The organism is Streptomyces shinuiensis, from assembly GCF_043660855.1.
In the GTDB taxonomy this organism is placed as follows: Bacteria; Actinomycetota; Actinomycetes; order Streptomycetales; family Streptomycetaceae; genus Streptomyces.
In genome coordinates, this window is sequence record NZ_JBIHML010000001.1 from 1,819,851 (window position 1) to 1,836,187 (window position 16,337).

The following is a 16,337-nucleotide window of genomic DNA, read 5'->3' on the forward strand; positions in this document are numbered from 1 at the left end:
CGCGGAGGCGGGCGGCCGGTACGGCGGTGTTGGATGGCCGGGTGAGCGCCGCCCGTTCCCCGTTGTCCCTCCCGCACCGCGGGGACCTGCTGATCGCCGCCGCCGGTCTGGCGGGCGGGCTGGTGATGTGGGCCCTGGGGCTGTTCAACAATCCGCGCCCACCCCTCGGGGACGGCTGGGTGCTGCTGCCGCTGGCGGTGATGGCACTGGCGGAGGCGCTGCGCCGTACCGCGCCGTCCGCCGCGCTGGCGCTCGGGACGGTCGCGCTGGCCGGTGACCTGGTCACCCGGTCGCTGCTGGCGACGATCGTGATGTTCTCCGACGTGGTCTACGCGGCCGTGCTCTACGGCGGGCCGAGGCTGTCGCGGGTGGTTCCGCCCGCGAGCGCCGCGCTGACCGCCGCCGTGACCGTGGGCACCCTGACCGCCACCCGCGACCCCCAGGCGCTGCTGGTGGGCGTCGTCTGCGGGCTGGTCACGGTCGGTCCGGCGTGGACGGGCGTCATCGTCCGCGACCACCGCAACGCCGCGGCCGCCGAGCGGCTGCGCGCCCAGCAGACCGCGCTGCTGGCGGAGATGGACCGCGCCCAGGCCGTCACCGCCGAGCGCTCCCGGATGGCCCGCGAACTGCACGACGTGGTGGCGGGCCACCTCTCCGCCATCGCCATCCACGCCACCGCGGCGCAGTCGCTCGACGACCACGCCGCCACCGGGGACGCGCTGGCGGTGATCCGCGAGAACAGCGTGCACGGGCTGGCCGAAATGCGCCGTCTGATCGATCTGCTGCGGACCTCGGGCGGTGACGAGGAGGTGTCCGCCGCGCCGACCCTGGACGGCCTGGACGCGCTGCTGGCCCATGCCCGCAGGCACGGAGCGGCCGGAGGGCTCGACTTCACCCTGCGCGACGAACGCTCCGGCGGCCCCCTGCCGGCCCCCGTGGAGCTGGCGGCCTACCGCATCGCGCAGGAAGCTCTGACGAACGCGCTCAAGCACGCCTCCCCCGGAGAGGTGGCCGTCGTACTGGACTCGCCCGGCAAGGAAGGCGGCGGCAGCGGCGACGGCGCACTGACCGTCACCGTCACCAGCGCCTGCGACCGGTACCCGGGCCCGCGTGCCCCCGGCTCGGGCGCCGGGCTGGTCGGGATGCGCGAGCGCGTCGGACTGCTGGGCGGCGCCCTCGGCGCGGGCCCGGTCGAGGCGGCCGGCGGCACACGGTGGGAGGTGCGGGCGGTACTGCCCCTGGGGGAGGCCGCCCGCAACGCCTCGGACGGCGGGACCGGCTGGGACGGGACGAGGCGAAGGAGCGGGGCATGACCATCCGGGTGCTCGTGGCCGAGGACCAGTCGGCGGTGCGCGCCGGGCTCGTCCTGATCCTGCGCGGTGCGCCGGACATCGAGGTCGTCGGGGAGGCGCCGGACGGCGAGGAGGCGGTGCGGCTGGCCCGTGAACTCCGGCCGGACCTGGTGCTGATGGATGTGCGGATGCCGCGTCTGGACGGGGTCTCGGCAACCGGGCGGGTGGTCGGCGAGGGGCTGGCCGATGTGCTGGTGCTGACCACCTTCGACCTCGACGCGTATGTCTTCGGTGCGCTGCGCGCGGGTGCGGCGGGCTTCCTGCTCAAGGACAGCGAGGCGGCGCAGCTGGTGGACGCGGTAAGGACGGTGGCGCGCGGTGAGGGCGTGATCGCCCCGGTCGTGACGCGGCGGCTGATCCGGGAGTTCGCCCGCTCCTCCGCGGCGCCCGGGGGCGGGCGCCGGGCCGATCCCGCCGTGCTCGACGCCCTCACCCGGCGCGAGCGCGAGGTGCTGGCGTGCCTGGGCGAGGGACTGTCCAACGCGGAGGTCGCCGCGCGGCTGGCGATGGCGGAGGCGACGGTGAAGACGCACGTCAGCCGGCTGCTGGCGAAGCTGGAGCTGCGCAGCAGGGTGCAGGCCGCGGTGCTGGCGCGGGAGCTGGGGGTCGCCGGGGAGTGAACTCCCCAAAGGTGCATACCTATTGACCGGTGGTCCAGACCAATCTACGCTCCAGGTCAACTGCACGCCCATGCCATGCACATGGCACTCTCCACGAGCGGCGCAGGAGACCCCCAACGGCCCGGTCCGGCACCGGGCCCTGTGCGAGGAGCGCTCTTGAGAACGAACACCACCGCACACCGCGTCAGACGGAAAGCCCTGGCGGCCGCGGCCGCGATGCTGATGCCCCTCGGCGCCCTGGTCGCCCTGGCCTCCCCGGCCCAGGCCGCCGAACAGGCGACCGCCACCTTCTCCAAGCCCTCCGACTGGGGCAGCGGCTTCGAGGGCAAGTGGACGATCAAGAACACCGGTGACACCACCATCAGCGGCTGGACGCTGAAGTGGGACTTCCCCACCGGCACCAGGGTCGGCTCCGCCTGGGACGCCACCGTCACCAGCTCCGGCAACACCTACACCGCCAAGAACATGAGCTGGAACGGCACCCTGTCCCCCGGGGCCAGCGTCAGCTTCGGCTTCAACGGCACCGGCACCGGCTCCCCCGCCGACTGCACCCTCAACGGCCGCCCGTGCGACGGCTCGGACGGGGGGAACCCCGACGACGCCCCGCCCGGCGCGCCCGGCACCCCCACCGCGAGCGGCATCACCGACACCTCCGCCAAACTGAGCTGGGGCGCCGCGAGCGACGACAAGGGCGTCAAGAACTACGACGTCCTGCGCGACGGCGCCAAGGTCGCCACCGTCACCGGCACCTCGTACACCGACTCCGGCCTGACGGCGGGCACCACCTACACCTACTCGGTGGTGGCACGCGACACCGCCGACCAGACCGGACCGGCCAGCGGTTCCGTCACCGTGAGGACCACCGGCGGCGACGGGGGCGGCGACCCGGGCGAGTACGTCAATCTGGGGTACTTCACCGAGTGGGGCGTCTACGGCCGCAACTACCACGTGAAGGACATCGTCACCTCCGGATCCGCCGAGAAGCTGACCCACATCAACTACTCCTTCGGCAACGTCCAGAGCGGCAAGTGCACCATCGGTGACGCCTACGCCGCGACCGACAAGGCCTACACCGCCGAGCAGAGCGTCGACGGCGAGGCCGACACCTGGGACCAGCCGCTGCGCGGCAACTTCAACCAGTTGCTGAAGCTGAAGAACATGTACCCGCACATCAAGGTCCTGTGGTCCTTCGGCGGCTGGACCTGGTCCGGCGGTTTCCCCGACGCCATGAAGAATCCGGCCGCGTTCGCCAAGTCCTGCAACGAGCTGGTCAACGACCCGCGCTGGCAGGGCCTGTTCGACGGCATCGACCTGGACTGGGAGTACCCCAACGCCTGCGGTCTGACCTGTGACACCAGTGGCCCGGCCGTGATGAGGACCATGGCCCAGGCCTTCCGCGCCGAGTTCGGCAACCAGCTCGTGACCGCCGCGATCACCGCCGACGCCTCCAGCGGCGGCAAGATCGACTCCGCGGACTACGGCGGCGCCGCGCAGTACCTCGACTGGTACAACGTGATGACGTACGACTACTTCGGCGCCTGGAGCAAGACCGGCCCGACCGCCCCGCACTCGCCCCTGACCTCCTACCCCGGTATCCCGCAGGAGGGCTTCAACTCCGACGCGGCGATACAGAAGCTCAAGGCCAAGGGCGTCCCTGCGAAGAAGCTGCTGCTGGGCATCGGCTTCTACGGCCGCGGCTGGACCGGCGTGACCCAGAAGGAGCCCGGCGGCACCGCCACCGGCGCCGCACCGGGCAAGTACGAGGCGGGCATCGAGGACTACAAGGTCCTCAAGGACCGCTGCCCGGCCAACGGGACCATCGCCGGCACCGCGTACGCGCACTGCGGCAACGAGTGGTGGAGCTACGACACCCCGGCCACCATCGCCGGGAAGATGGACTACGCCAAGCAGCAGAAGCTCGGCGGAGCCTTCTTCTGGGAGATCAGCGGAGACACCGCGAACGGCGAGCTGGTCACCGCCATCCACAACGGGCTGGGCAACTGACGCCCGGACGGTGACCCGACCCGCCCACCACCGGAAGTGACAGAACCGGGGAGACGGCCCGTACGGCGTCTCCCCGGTTCGCCGTCGTATGCTCCCCCGGGCTCCGTCCGGAGGCCCCGGGCCACGGGGAACCGCTCAGGCGACGTTGACCCTCTGTCCTGGGGGGGCCGCCTCCAGCCAGGCGAGGAAGCCGGTCAGGGCGTCCTCGCTCATCGCCAGCTCCACCCTGGTGCCGCGGTGCGAGCAGGCCAGGACCACCGAGTCCGACAGGAGCGCCAGCTCCTCGTCCCCCTCGGGCCTGCGGCGCTCCAGCACCTCGATCGCCTCCCGCTCCAGCAGCCGGCGCGGTCGCGGCGCGTAGGAGAAGACCCGGAACCACTCGACCCGGTCCCCGCTGTAGCGGGAGACGCCGTACACCCAGCCCTTGCCTCCGGCCTCGGACCCCTCGCCGGGATCCGGCGCGTCCCACCGCAGACTGCAGTCGAAGGTGCCGCCCGGCCGCTGGATCAGCCGCCGCCGCAGCCCGAAGGCGAACAGCCCCAGCAGCACCAGAGCCAGCACCGCCCCGGACAGCACGAGAGCGAGGACCATCTTCACCGACCTCCTCGCCTCGTCCGTCCGTACAGCAGCCAGCAATCACCTCAGCCGCGGACCGCACCGGAGCGATGCTCCGAAGCGGTCCGCGGCTGAGGCACGTACATGCGCGCGGGTCTCAGCGCGCGCTCGCCAAGGCGGCCCGAAGCCGGATCTCGGCACGGCGCTCGGCGGCGGCGTCCGTCTCCGACTTCGCCCGCTCCAGCGCACGCTCGGCGCGCTGGACATCGATCTCCTCGGACAGCTCCGCGATCTCCGCGAGCAGCGACAGCTTGTTGTCCGCGAAGGAGATGAAGCCGCCGTGCACCGCGGCGACGACGGTGCCGCCCCCGCTCTCGCCGGTCGTACGGATCGTCACCGGGCCCGGCTGCAGCACGCCGAGCAGCGGCTGGTGGCCGGGCATGACGCCGATATCACCCGACGAGGTGCGCGCGACGACCAGGCTGGCCTCGCCCGACCAGACCTTGCGGTCCGCGGCGACCAACTCGACGTGCAGCTCAGCCACAGTGGCTCCTCGAAACTGGGGTTTTCACAGAATAACGGTGCGCGGGGACAGGGGACGGGCTTCACCCGCCCCCTGTCGTGGGGCGCGGACGTCAGGAGACGCCAAGCTCCTTGGCGCTGGCCTTGAGGTCCTCCAGGCCACCGCACATGAAGAACGCCTGCTCCGGGAAGTGGTCGTACTCGCCGTCGGCGATCGCGTTGAACGCCGCGATCGACTCGTCCAGCGGAACGTCCGATCCGACCAGACCGGTGAACTGCTTCGCCGCGTGGGTGTTCTGCGACAGGAAGCGCTCGATACGGCGGGCGCGGTGGACGACCAGCTTGTCCTCCTCACCGAGCTCGTCGATACCGAGGATGGCGATGATGTCCTGGAGGTCCTTGTACTTCTGCAGGATCCCCTTGACGCGGGTGGCGCACTGGTAGTGCTCCTGCGAGATGTAGCGCGGGTCCAGGATCCGGGAGGTGGAGTCCAGCGGGTCCACCGCCGGGTAGATGCCCTTCTCCGAGATCGGACGCGACAGAACGGTGGTCGCGTCCAGGTGGGCGAAGGTCGTCGCCGGGGCCGGGTCGGTCAGGTCGTCCGCGGGCACGTAGATCGCCTGCATCGAGGTGATCGAGTGACCGCGGGTGGAGGTGATGCGCTCCTGGAGGAGACCCATCTCGTCCGCCAGGTTCGGCTGGTAGCCCACCGCGGAGGGCATACGGCCCAGCAGGGTGGAGACCTCGGAACCGGCCTGGGTGAAGCGGAAGATGTTGTCGATGAAGAACAGCACGTCCTGCTTCTGGACGTCGCGGAAGTACTCCGCCATCGTCAGACCGGCCAGGGCCACGCGCAGACGGGTGCCCGGGGGCTCGTCCATCTGGCCGAAGACCAGCGCGGTCTGCGGGAGAACGCCGGACTCGGCCATCTCCTCGATGAGGTCGTTGCCCTCACGGGTGCGCTCACCGACGCCGGCGAACACGGAAACGCCCTCGTGCAGCTTGGCCACACGCATGATCATTTCCTGGATGAGGACGGTCTTGCCGACGCCCGCGCCGCCGAACAGACCGATCTTGCCGCCCTTGACGTAGGGGGTCAGCAGGTCGACGACCTTCAGGCCGGTCTCGAACATCTCGGTCTTGGACTCGAGCTGGTCGAAGGCCGGGGCCTTGCGGTGGATCTCCCAGCGCTCGGTGACCTCGGACTCGGCCTCCGGCTCGTTCAGGATGCGGCCCAGGGTGTTGAACACCCGGCCCTTGGTGACGTCGCCGACGGGCACGGTGATGCCGTGGCCGGTGTCGGTCACCGGGGCCTGGCGGACCAGGCCGTCGGTCGGCTCCATGGAGATCGCGCGGACCAGGCCCTCGCCCAGGTGCTGGGCGACCTCGAGGGTGAGGGTCTTCTTCGCACCCTCCTCGGCCGGGTCGGCGACCTCGACGGTCAGCGCGTTGTAGATCTCCGGCATCGCGTCGACGGGGAACTCCACGTCGACGACCGGGCCGATGACCCGCGCGACGCGGCCGGTGGCCACGCCCGCCGCAGCGGTCGGCTCAACAGTGGTGGTCATAGTTGTCAGTCACTCCCCGCAGAAGCGTCGGCCAGCGCGCTGGCACCACCGACGATCTCGCTGATTTCCTGGGTGATGTCGGCCTGGCGGGCCTGGTTGGCAAGCCGCGTCAGCGACTTGATGAGGTCCTCGGCGTTGTCCGTCGCCGACTTCATCGCGCGCCGGCGGGCGGCGTGCTCGGAGGCGGCGGACTGGAGCAGAGCGTTGTAGATGCGGCTCTCGACGTACCGCGGCAGCAGTGCGTCCAGAACCTCCTCCGCCGACGGCTCGAAGTCGTACAGCGGGCGGATCCGCTCCTGCTTCTCCACCTGCCGCGTGACCTCGTCGAGGCTGAGCGGCAGCATCCGCTTCTCGACCGGGTTCTGCGTCATCATCGACACGAACTCCGTGAAGACGATGTGCAGCTCGTCCACGCCGCCGGAGGCCGTGTCCCTGCGGACCGCCTCGATCAGCGGTCCGGAGACGGCCTTGGCGTCGGCGTACGACGGCCGGTCGGTGAAGCCCGTCCACGACTGGGCGATCTTCCGGTCGCGGAAGCCGTAGTAGGCCACGCCCTTGCGGCCGACGATGTAGGAGTCGACCTCCTTACCCTCGGCCCGCAGCCGCTCGGTCAGCCGGTCGGCCGCCTTGATCGCGTTGGCCGAGTAGCCGCCCGCCAGACCGCGGTCGCTCGTGACGAGCAGGACCGCGGCCCGGACCGGCTTCTCGGTCTCGGTGGTCAGCGGGTGCTGGGTGTCGGAACCGGTGGCGACGGCCGCGACGGCCCGGGTCAGCTCCTCGGCGTACGGAGTCGACGCGGCCACCTGGCGCTGTGCCTTGACGATGCGCGACGCGGAGATCATCTCCATCGCCTTGGTGATCTTCTTGGTCGCGCTGACGGAGCGAATCCGCCGCTTGTAGATCCTGACCTGCGCGCCCATGCTCAGCCCTCGCCCAGCAGCTTGCCGTCCGAGGTCTCGAACTGCTTCTTGAAGGAGGCGATGGCGTCCGACAGCACCTGAAGGGTGTCGTCGGACATCTTGCCGCCCTCGCGGATGCCGGTCATCAGGTCCTTGCGCTCGCGGTGCAGGTGCTCCAGCAGGTCGCTCTCGAAGCGCCGGATGTCCTCGACGGGGACGTCGTCCATACGGCCGGTGGTGCCCGCCCAGATGGAGACGACCTGGTCCTCGGTCGGGTACGGCGCGTACTGCGACTGCTTGAGCAGCTCGACCATGCGCTTACCGCGCTCCAGCGCCGCCTTGGAGGCGTCGTCCAGGTCGGAGCCGAAGGCGGCGAACGCCTCCAGCTCGCGGAACTGGGCGAGGTCCACGCGGAGCCGGCCGGAGACCTGCTTCATGGCCTTGTGCTGGGCCGAGCCACCGACTCGGGAGACGGAGATACCGACGTTCAGCGCCGGGCGCTGGCCCGCGTTGAACAGGTCGGACTCCAGGAAGCACTGGCCGTCGGTGATGGAGATGACGTTGGTCGGGATGAACGCCGACACGTCGTTCGCCTTGGTCTCGATGATCGGCAGACCGGTCATCGAGCCGGCGCCCATCTCGTCCGAGAGCTTGGCGCAGCGCTCCAGCAGCCGGGAGTGCAGGTAGAAGACGTCGCCCGGGTAGGCCTCGCGGCCCGGCGGACGGCGCAGCAGCAGGGACACGGCGCGGTAGGCGTCGGCCTGCTTGGACAGGTCGTCGAAGATGATCAGGACGTGCTTGCCCTGGTACATCCAGTGCTGGCCGATGGCCGAGCCGGTGTAGGGCGCCAGGTACTTGAAGCCCGCCGGGTCGGACGCCGGGGCGGCGACGATGGTGGTGTACTCCAGCGCGCCGTTCTCCTCCAGCGCCGCGCGCACGGAGGCGATGGTGGAGCCCTTCTGGCCGACGGCGACGTAGATGCAGCGGACCTGCTTGCCCGGGTCGCCGGAGCGCCAGTTGTCGCGCTGGTTGATGATCGTGTCGATCGCCAGGGCGGTCTTGCCGGTCTGGCGGTCGCCGATGATCAGCTGACGCTGGCCGCGGCCGATCGGGGTCATCGCGTCGACGGCCTTGTAGCCCGTCTCCATCGGCTCGTGCACCGACTTGCGCTGCATGACCGTGGGGGCCTGCAGTTCGAGGGCGCGGCGGCCCTCGGTCTCGATCTCGCCGAGGCCGTCGACCGGGTTGCCCAGCGGGTCGACGACACGGCCGAGGTAACCGTCGCCGACCGCGACGGAGAGGACCTCGCCGGTGCGGCGCACCGTCTGACCCTCCTCGATGCCGCTGAACTCGCCGAGGACGACCGCGCCGATCTCGCGCTCCTCGAGGTTGAGGGCGAGGCCGAGGGTGCCGTCCTCGAACTTCAGCAGCTCGTTCGCCATGGCCGAGGGGAGACCCTCGACCTTCGCAATGCCGTCACCGGCAAGGCTGACCGTCCCGACCTCTTCGCGCGAGGCCGCGTCCGGCTTGTACGACTGGACGAAGTTCTCCAGCGCGTCCCGGATCTCATCCGGCCGGATCGTGAGCTCCGCCATCTGGGTTCCCTGCTCTCCTTGTTGGGCCCGTATGTGTCTGCTACGGCCCAACCCGGGCCGCCAGTACTGCTTCTTGAGTTGGTGTGGCCTACGGCCCGCGGTGTCCGCCGGCCGTGGGCTCAGCTCGCCATCCGCCGGGTCGCCCCTTCGAGGCGCTCCGAGACGGTGCCGTCGATGATCTCGTCGCCGACCCGCACCCGGATCCCGCCGAGGACCTCCGGGTCCACGTCCAGGTTGAGGTGCATCTCGCGCCCGAAGAGCCTCGCCAGGGCGGCGCCCAGGCGCTGCTTCTGGCGGTCGCCGAGCGGTACGGCCGAGGTGACCACCGCGACCGAGCGGTTGCGGCGCTCGGCGGCCAGCCTGGAGAGGGCTTCGAGCCCTCCCTCAAGACTACGGCCACGCGGCTGGCGCACGAGGCGGACGACCAGTCGCTCGGTGGCGGGCTTGGCCCGGCCGCCCAGCAGCCGCCGCAGCAGCTCGGTCTTGGCCGCCTTCAGGGCGTCGTCGGTGATCTTGCCGCCGAGAGCCGCACGCAGCTCCGGGGAGGAGGCCACCGTCCGGGAGAACCGGAACAGTTCGTCCTCCACGTCGTCCAGCGTGCCGTCGCGCTCGGCCGCGATGAGTTCGGCGGCGTCGGCGAGCTGCTCGACCGCGTCCACCAGGTCGCGCGAACGCGACCAGCGGGAGCGGGCCATGCCGGAGACCAGATCGACGGCCTCGCCGCCCACCTGGCCGCCCAGCAGGCGTCCGACCAGCTCGGCCTTGGCCTCGCCGGGCTGCGCCGGGTCGGTCAGGACCCGGCGCAGCGACACCTCGCGGTCGAGCAGCGCGGTGACCGCCGCCAGTTCCTCGGCGAGCCGGGCCGCGTCGACGGACGTGGAGTCCGTCAGCGCGTCCAGTCGCTCGCGGGCGGCGGCCAGTGCCTCGCGACTCGCTCTGTTCATCGGGCGGCTCCAGAGGACTCGGCGGAGGCCGCCTTCTCCTCGAGTTCGTCGAGGAAGCGGTCGATCGTGCGGCTCTGCCGGGCGACGTCCTCCAGGGACTCGCCGACCAGCTTGCCGGCCAGGTCGGTGGCGAGCTTGCCCACGTCCTGGCGCAGCGACTGCGCGGCCTGCCGACGGTCGGCCTCGATCTGGGCGTGGCCCGCGGCGATGATCTCCTCACGCTGCCGCTGGCCCTCCTCGCGCATCTCGGCGATGAGCGCGGCGCCCTGCTCCTGCGCCTCCTGGCGCAGGCGCGCGGCCTCGTGACGAGCCTCGGCGAGCTGGACTCGGTACTCCTCGAGCGTCTGCTGCGCCTCGGCCTGAGCAGCCTCGGCCTTCTCGATGCCCCCCTCGATCGCCTCACGGCGCTCGTCCAGGGCCTTGTTGATGGCCGGGAGGAGCTTCTTGGCGAACACGAAGAAGACGATGCCGAAGGCGATCAGGCCGATGACGACCTCGGGCCAGACCGGAAGCAGCGGGGACTGCGGCTCCGAAGCTGCCAGGTTCATCATGATGGACCTTTCGTCGGTTCCGTTTGCGGCTTCGTCAGAGGATGAACGGGACGACGAAGCCGATCAGCGCCAGGGCCTCGACGACGGCGAAGCCGAGCAGCATGTTCTGGCGGATGAGGCCGGCGGCCTCGGGCTGGCGGGCGATGGCCTGCACACCGTTACCGAAGATGATGCCGATGCCGATGCCGGGGCCGATCGCGGCGAGGCCGTAGCCGATGGTGCCGACGTTGCCTTCGACAGCAGCGAGGGTCTCCAGAGCAGACATTCCTTGGGTTCCTTCTCTTGGTGGGCCGGTGGGTGGTTGGTCCACCGGACGTCTGGGGTTGGGCGGGTGGTGGCTGGGCGGGACCGCGGTGCCGGTCCGGTCAGTGCGCCTCTTCCAGGGCCTGGGAGAGGTAGGTGGCGGTCAGCACGGTGAAGACGTAGGCCTGCAGCGCCTGGATGAACAGCTCGAAGACGGTCAGCACCACCGTCATCGCGAACGAGGCGGTCGCGTAGAGGGTGCCGAGGAAGGTGCCGAGCATGTACCAGGTGGCGATCGTGAAGATCAGGATCAGGATGTGGCCGGCGAACATGTTCGCGAAGAGCCGGACCGCCAGCGTGAAGGGCCTCACGAAGATGTTGGAGATGAACTCGATCGGCGTGAGCAGCACGTAGATCGGCTTCGGCAGACCGCCGGGGACGCAGAGGTTGCGGATGCCGCCGACGAAGCCGTTCGTCTTGAACGTCACCGTCATGTAGGTGATCCAGACGACGACCGCGAGGCCGGCCGGGTAGGCGATGACCGAGCTGACCGGGAACTGGGCGATGGGGATGATCGCCCAGAGGTTCAGCATCCACACGAAGAAGAACAGCGACACCAGGAGCGGGATGAAAGGGTCGCCCTTCTTCCCCATCACCTCCCGGGCGATGCCCCGGCGCACGAACTCGTACAGCGCCTCGGCGACCATCTGCAGCTTGCCGGGGACCACCTTGGGCTTGGAGAAGGCCGCCCAGAAGAAGGTGAGGATCGCGGCCGTGCCGATGAGCGCGAGGAGCATCGGCTTGTTGAACTCGACCCCGCCGACCTCGAAGATCGGGTCGAAGATGAACGACCACACACTGGGGGCTTCGAAGCCACAGTCCTTGAACAGGTGGCAGTCAACCTCGAAGGCGAGCAACTGGTCACTACTCACCGCGAGCTCCTTCGGTCGGACGCATGGGTACGGCTACCTCGGGGTGTCGGCATGGCGCTGGGCCACGGGGCGGCACTGGACTGGGGGTGGGCGGGAAGGGACCGGCCGGCGCGGCGGCAGGACGGCCCCGTGAAGAGGCGAGGAGCGTCCGGCGCTGTCCCGCACAGCGCCTTCGCCAAGGCTCGCGGCCCTCTCGGCGTCGGACGATAGCAGCCCGGCGGGTGCGGCTTACCACCACCCCTGCCCCGAGCCTTCGCTCTGTTCGCGGTCACGCGCGGGATTCCGCGGCGGGGGAGTCCGGGGAGGCCCTGCCGGTCCCGGCGGGCTCCACGTACGGGGTCTTGAGCCGGGTCTGCGTCCACGCCTGGGCGGCGAGCCACACCAGGAGACAGGCCAGCACCGTGAAACCGAACACACGGCCGTCCATGAAGGCGGCGTCCCGCAGGAGCCTCATCACCACGAACATGGCGATCACCTGGGTCGTGTAGACCAGGAATCCCGCCCCGAGCAGGAGTTCGGGCCACTGCCGTCCGATCCGGCCGAGCACATGGAGGCCCGCGCCGAAGAACGCGAGGACCAACACGGTGCCCAGGCCTGCTCCCAGGGCGCCCTCGCCCCCCGAGACGACCGCGCCGACGATCACGCCGACCAGGCCGGCACCGGCTGAGGGAATCGCGGCGCCGCGAAGGATCCGGGCGTCGTTCGACTGCATAAACGCTGCTCCAGCAGGGTGGTCTACGGGGGGCGGTGCGTGACCTTCGAAAGCGGTGCTCGCCCGGCGGCGCGGACTCGCGGACCGGGGGCTCTGGAGGCCACCGGCCTTCTCACCGGACTCGTGAACGGTATCACAAACTATTTGATGAGGTCTTTACCTAGTTCGTGTGCGGACTGTCACACGAGCGGGTCAGGCGGCGGTGTCCCGCGGTGACGAACACCGGCGGGACTGCTATGAGCGGTTGTCGGCCGTGGGACGGCCGTCGCGCACCAGACGATCGTACTCACCGAGCGCCGTCGCCCCCGCGGGCCGCCGCTCGGCCTCCGGGCCGGCCGACGCGCTCCCGTCCGCGCCGTCCTCCTCTTCACCGGGCCGCTCGGCAGGCCCGCGCCGGGCGCGGTAGCGCGGCGGAACGAGCCGCTGCGCCCAGTGCGGCACCCTCGGGGTGAACCGCGGCAGCAGCAGGATCGCCAGCCCCACCGCGCTCAGCAGCACGATCGCGAGCACGATGACCAGGCTGGAGGAGCGCACCGAGAAGGCCACCGCGCCGAAGGCGATCAGCGCCGACCAGAAGTACATGATCAGCACGGCGCGGCTGTGGGAGTGGCCGATCTCCAGCAGCCGGTGGTGCAGATGGCCGCGGTCGGCGGCGAACGGCGACTGGCCCCGCCAGGTGCGCCGCACCACCGCCAGCACCAGGTCGGCGATGGGCACCGCGATGATCGTCAGCGGCAGCAGCACCGGCATGTAGACCGGCACCATCGTCTGGACCGTGGTCTTGACCGAGCCGGTGGTGTCGGTGATGACGTCCGGGTCGACCTGGCCGGTGATGGAGACTGCCCCGGCGGCCAGCACCAGGCCGATGAGCATCGACCCGGAGTCGCCCATGAAGATCCGCGCGGGATGCATGTTGTGCGGCAGGAAGCCCAGGCACATACCCATCAGGACGGCGGCGAAGAGCGTCGCGGGGGCCGCGGCCTCGATGCCGTAGCCGTACCAGATCCGGTAGGCGTACATGAAGAACGCCGCGGCGGCGATGCCGACCATGCCCGAGGCCAGGCCGTCCAGACCGTCGACGAAGTTGACCGCGTTGATGGTGACGACGACCACCGCGACGGTGAGCAGCGTGCCCTGCAGCGGGGTCAGCGCGACGTTGCCGACGCCCGGCACCGGCAGCCACAGGATCGTCAGGCCCTGCCAGACCATCACGCCCGCGGCGATCATCTGGCCGCCGAGCTTGATCAGCGCGTCCACGCCCCACTTGTCGTCCAGGACGCCCAGCAGCCAGATGAGGCCGGCTCCGGCCAGCAGCGCGCGGGGCTCGTCGGAGAGCCGGAAGACGTCGCCGACGTTGGTGAGCTGGGAGGCCGCCAGCAGACCCGCGCACAGCCCGCCGAACATGGCGATGCCGCCGAGCCGGGGCGTCGGTTCGCGGTGCACGTCGCGGGCCCGGATCTCGGGCATGGCGCCCGCCGCGATCGCGAACTTCCGCACCGGGCCGGTGAGGAGGTAGGTGACCGCGGCCGTGACGCACAGCGTCAGCAGGTATTCACGCACGGATTCCCCAGAATTCTCGCGGGCTCACCGGGCTCACGCCCGGGACACCACACCTTAGACAACGGCCCGGTGCGGACGGTTGCGCGCCCGGCACCGCCCGGTACGGTCTCACGTCCGCGCCGGGACCCCCGTCAGCGCCGTGACCACCGGGTCCAGCGCCGCGCTGATCTCCTCGCCGACGCTGCGGAAGTACGTGATGGGGGCACCGTAGGGATCGTAGACCTCGTCGGCCTCCGCGCTGGGCGCCAGCAGCCAGCCGCGCAGCGCCGCGGCGGCCCGCACCAGGGCCCGGGCGCGCCCGACCACCCCGCCGTCGGCGTCCGGGCCGGGCAGGGTGGCGGGGTCGATGGCCCGCACCAGGCGGGTGAACTCCTTGAGCGTGAAGGTGCGCAGCCCCGCCGAGTGCCCCATGGAGATCACCTGCGCCCGGTGGTCACGGGTGGCGGTCAGCACCAGATCGGCCCTGATGACGTGCTCGTCCAGCAGTTCGCGGCCGAGGAAGCCGGACGGGTCCGCGCCGTACTCCAGCAGGACCTCCGCCGCGTGCTCCTCCATCGGCGCGCCCTCGTGCCCCCATGTCCCCGCGCTCTCCACCACCAGCCCGCCGGCCCGCTCGTCGCCGAGTCTGGCCACCAGGGCATGCCTGGTCAGCCGCTCGGTGATGGGCGAACGGCAGACGTTTCCGGTGGAGACGTGGAGGATGCGGAAGACCGGTATGCCATGCTCCTCGGACGCCCCGGCGGGCGGGGTCAACTGGCGGCCTCGAGGCCGGGTACGACCTTGCGCAGCTCCTCCGCGCTGATCGCGCCCGCACGCAGCAGCCTGGGCACCGGGCCGGTGACGTCGACGATCGAGGAGGGCACGGAGTCGGGGGTGGGGCCGCCGTCGAGGTAGACGGCGACGGAGTCGCCCAGCATCTCCTGGGCGGCGTCGCAGGTCTGCGGGGCGGGGTGGCCGGTGAGGTTGGCCGACGACACCGCCATCGGGCCGGTGTCGGTCAGCAGCTCGATCGCCACCGGGTGCAGCGGCATGCGGACGGCGACCGTGCCGCCTGTCTCGCCCAGGTCCCAGGTCAGCGACGGCTGGTGGCGGGCGACGAGGGTGAGCGCGCCGGGCCAGAAGGCGTCCACCAGCTCCCACGCCTGCTCGGAGAAGTCGGTGACCAGGCCGTGCAGGGTGTTCGGGGAGCCGATCAGGACGGGCGAGGGCATGCCGCGCCCGCGTCCCTTGGCCTCCAGCAGGTCGCCGACGGCCTCCGGGGTGAAGGCGTCGGCGCCGATGCCGTAGACCGTGTCAGTGGGCAGCACGACGAGTTCGCCTCGGCGGACCGCCGAGGCGGCCTCGCGCAGGCCGGTCGCGCGGTCGGTCGCGTCGGAGCAGTCGTAACGCCGTGCCATTTACGGCACCTCCCTGCGGGCAGTGGCAAAACGGGGCCGGTTGTTGAGGTCGGGGTGGTCCGCGGCGTCCGCCCAGCCGCGGTCCTCGGTGAAGATCCAGGGGACCTGGCCGCCCTGGGTGTCGGCGTGCTCGACGACCACCAGGCCGCCGGGGCGCAGCAGCCGGTGCGCGGTGCGTTCGATGCCGCGGATGACGTCCAGTCCGTCCTCGCCGGAGAACAACGCCATCTGCGGGTCGTGGTCACGTGCCTCGGGGGCGACGTACTCCCATTCGGTGAGCGGGATGTAGGGAGGGTTGGAGATGACGAGGTCGACCTGGCCGTCCAGTTCGGGCAGGGCGGTCATCGCGTCGCCCCGGTGCAGGGTGACGCGGGAGCCCTCGGTGTTCCGGCGGGCCCACTCCAGTGCGCCCTCGTCCAGCTCCACGGCGTGCACGCGCGAGCGCGGCACCTCCTGGGCGAGCGCGAGCGCGATGGCTCCGGAGCCGGTGCACAGGTCGACGATCAGGGGCTCGGCGACGTCCATGGCACGCACCGCGTCTATCGCCCAGCCGACCACGGACTCGGTCTCCGGGCGCGGCACGAACACCCCCGGGCCCACCTGGAGCTCCAGGTAGCGGAAGAAGGCCCGGCCGGTGATGTGCTGGAGCGGTTCGCGGGCCTCGCGGCGGGCGACGGCCTCCCAGTAGCGGGCGTCGAAGTCGGCGTCGGCGACGCGGTGCAGCTCCCCGCGCCTGACGCCGTGCACGTACGCCGCCAGCTCCTCCGCGTCGAAGCGCGGGGAGGGCACTCCGGCGTCGGCGAGCCGCTGGGTGGCCTGGGCCACCTCGGCGAGCAGTACGTTCACGTTCCTCGTCCTCCACCCGTCCCTGCGCGCCCCGCCC

At 71.0% G+C, this 16,337-nt stretch carries 17 protein-coding genes; 3 read left to right on the plus strand and 14 right to left on the minus strand.

All coding sequences use genetic code 11. The features are described 5' to 3' along the window. Window positions 1-41 precede the first annotated feature (41 nt). From ACGRHY_RS07890 to ACGRHY_RS07900, 3 genes are all read left to right on the plus strand, one after another. Window positions 42-1,313, plus strand: coding sequence for a sensor histidine kinase (locus ACGRHY_RS07890; protein ID WP_394634678.1), 1,272 nt, complete (start codon window positions 42-44; stop codon window positions 1,311-1,313). Further along, window positions 1,310-1,972 (plus strand): response regulator, encoded by a 663-nt coding sequence (locus tag ACGRHY_RS07895; protein ID WP_394634679.1) that lies wholly within the window; start codon window positions 1,310-1,312, stop codon window positions 1,970-1,972. Before ACGRHY_RS07890 ends, ACGRHY_RS07895 begins: the two co-directional genes overlap by 4 nt. Window positions 1,973-2,188: 216 nt before the next feature. After that, a complete protein-coding gene (locus ACGRHY_RS07900) occupies window positions 2,189-3,976 on the plus strand; it encodes a glycosyl hydrolase family 18 protein (RefSeq protein ID WP_491630973.1) in 1,788 nt (595 codons plus the stop codon). Window positions 3,977-4,111: 135 nt separating this feature from the next. Here ACGRHY_RS07900 and ACGRHY_RS07905 read toward each other — a convergent pair whose 3' ends face one another. From ACGRHY_RS07905 to prmC, 14 genes are all read right to left on the minus strand, one after another. Continuing rightward, a complete protein-coding gene (locus tag ACGRHY_RS07905) occupies window positions 4,112-4,567 on the minus strand; it encodes a DUF2550 domain-containing protein (RefSeq protein WP_394634680.1) in 456 nt (151 codons plus the stop codon). A 121-nt stretch (window positions 4,568-4,688) separates the two neighbouring features. Then, the gene (locus tag ACGRHY_RS07910; protein WP_394634681.1) at window positions 4,689-5,075 is read right to left on the minus strand and encodes a F0F1 ATP synthase subunit epsilon; all 387 of its coding nucleotides are present in this window, start codon (window positions 5,073-5,075) and stop codon (window positions 4,689-4,691) included. A 91-nt stretch (window positions 5,076-5,166) separates the two neighbouring features. After that, entirely contained in the window at window positions 5,167-6,621 is a 1,455-nt protein-coding gene (atpD, locus tag ACGRHY_RS07915; protein WP_394634682.1) for a F0F1 ATP synthase subunit beta, read from the minus strand. A 5-nt stretch (window positions 6,622-6,626) separates the two neighbouring features. After that, the gene (locus ACGRHY_RS07920; protein WP_394634683.1) at window positions 6,627-7,541 is read right to left on the minus strand and encodes a F0F1 ATP synthase subunit gamma; all 915 of its coding nucleotides are present in this window, start codon (window positions 7,539-7,541) and stop codon (window positions 6,627-6,629) included. A gap of 2 nt (window positions 7,542-7,543) precedes the next feature. Continuing rightward, entirely contained in the window at window positions 7,544-9,115 is a 1,572-nt protein-coding gene (gene atpA / locus ACGRHY_RS07925) for a F0F1 ATP synthase subunit alpha (protein ID WP_394634684.1), read from the minus strand. A 119-nt stretch (window positions 9,116-9,234) separates the two neighbouring features. Next, on the minus strand, window positions 9,235-10,059 hold the full coding sequence (locus ACGRHY_RS07930; protein ID WP_394634685.1) for a F0F1 ATP synthase subunit delta: 825 nt from the start codon (window positions 10,057-10,059) through the stop codon (window positions 9,235-9,237). After that, window positions 10,056-10,610: a F0F1 ATP synthase subunit B gene (locus ACGRHY_RS07935; protein WP_237879738.1), complete on the minus strand. Its 555-nt coding sequence runs from the start codon at window positions 10,608-10,610 to the stop codon at window positions 10,056-10,058. Before ACGRHY_RS07935 ends, ACGRHY_RS07930 begins: the two co-directional genes overlap by 4 nt. A gap of 34 nt (window positions 10,611-10,644) precedes the next feature. After that, entirely contained in the window at window positions 10,645-10,875 is a 231-nt protein-coding gene (gene atpE, locus ACGRHY_RS07940; RefSeq protein WP_155071927.1) for an ATP synthase F0 subunit C, read from the minus strand. Window positions 10,876-10,975: 100 nt separating this feature from the next. Next, entirely contained in the window at window positions 10,976-11,785 is an 810-nt protein-coding gene (gene atpB, locus ACGRHY_RS07945; RefSeq protein WP_394634686.1) for a F0F1 ATP synthase subunit A, read from the minus strand. Window positions 11,786-12,053: 268 nt separating this feature from the next. Next, window positions 12,054-12,497, minus strand: a complete 444-nt coding sequence (locus ACGRHY_RS07950; RefSeq protein WP_394634687.1) for a Cg1360 family ATP-synthase-associated protein — start codon at window positions 12,495-12,497, stop codon at window positions 12,054-12,056. Between the two features lie 234 nt (window positions 12,498-12,731). Next, window positions 12,732-14,057 carry an MraY family glycosyltransferase gene (locus tag ACGRHY_RS07955; protein WP_394634688.1) on the minus strand — a complete coding sequence of 442 codons (1,326 nt, stop codon included), beginning with the start codon at window positions 14,055-14,057 and terminating at the stop codon, window positions 12,732-12,734. Between the two features lie 108 nt (window positions 14,058-14,165). Next, a complete protein-coding gene (locus tag ACGRHY_RS07960; RefSeq protein WP_394634689.1) occupies window positions 14,166-14,810 on the minus strand; it encodes an arsenate reductase/protein-tyrosine-phosphatase family protein in 645 nt (214 codons plus the stop codon). Then, on the minus strand, window positions 14,807-15,454 hold the full coding sequence (locus ACGRHY_RS07965) for an L-threonylcarbamoyladenylate synthase (RefSeq protein ID WP_394634690.1): 648 nt from the start codon (window positions 15,452-15,454) through the stop codon (window positions 14,807-14,809). The genes ACGRHY_RS07960 and ACGRHY_RS07965 overlap by 4 nt, the downstream gene beginning before the upstream one ends. Beyond that, window positions 15,455-16,300: a peptide chain release factor N(5)-glutamine methyltransferase gene (prmC, locus tag ACGRHY_RS07970; protein ID WP_394634691.1), complete on the minus strand. Its 846-nt coding sequence runs from the start codon at window positions 16,298-16,300 to the stop codon at window positions 15,455-15,457. Window positions 16,301-16,337 lie beyond the last annotated feature (37 nt).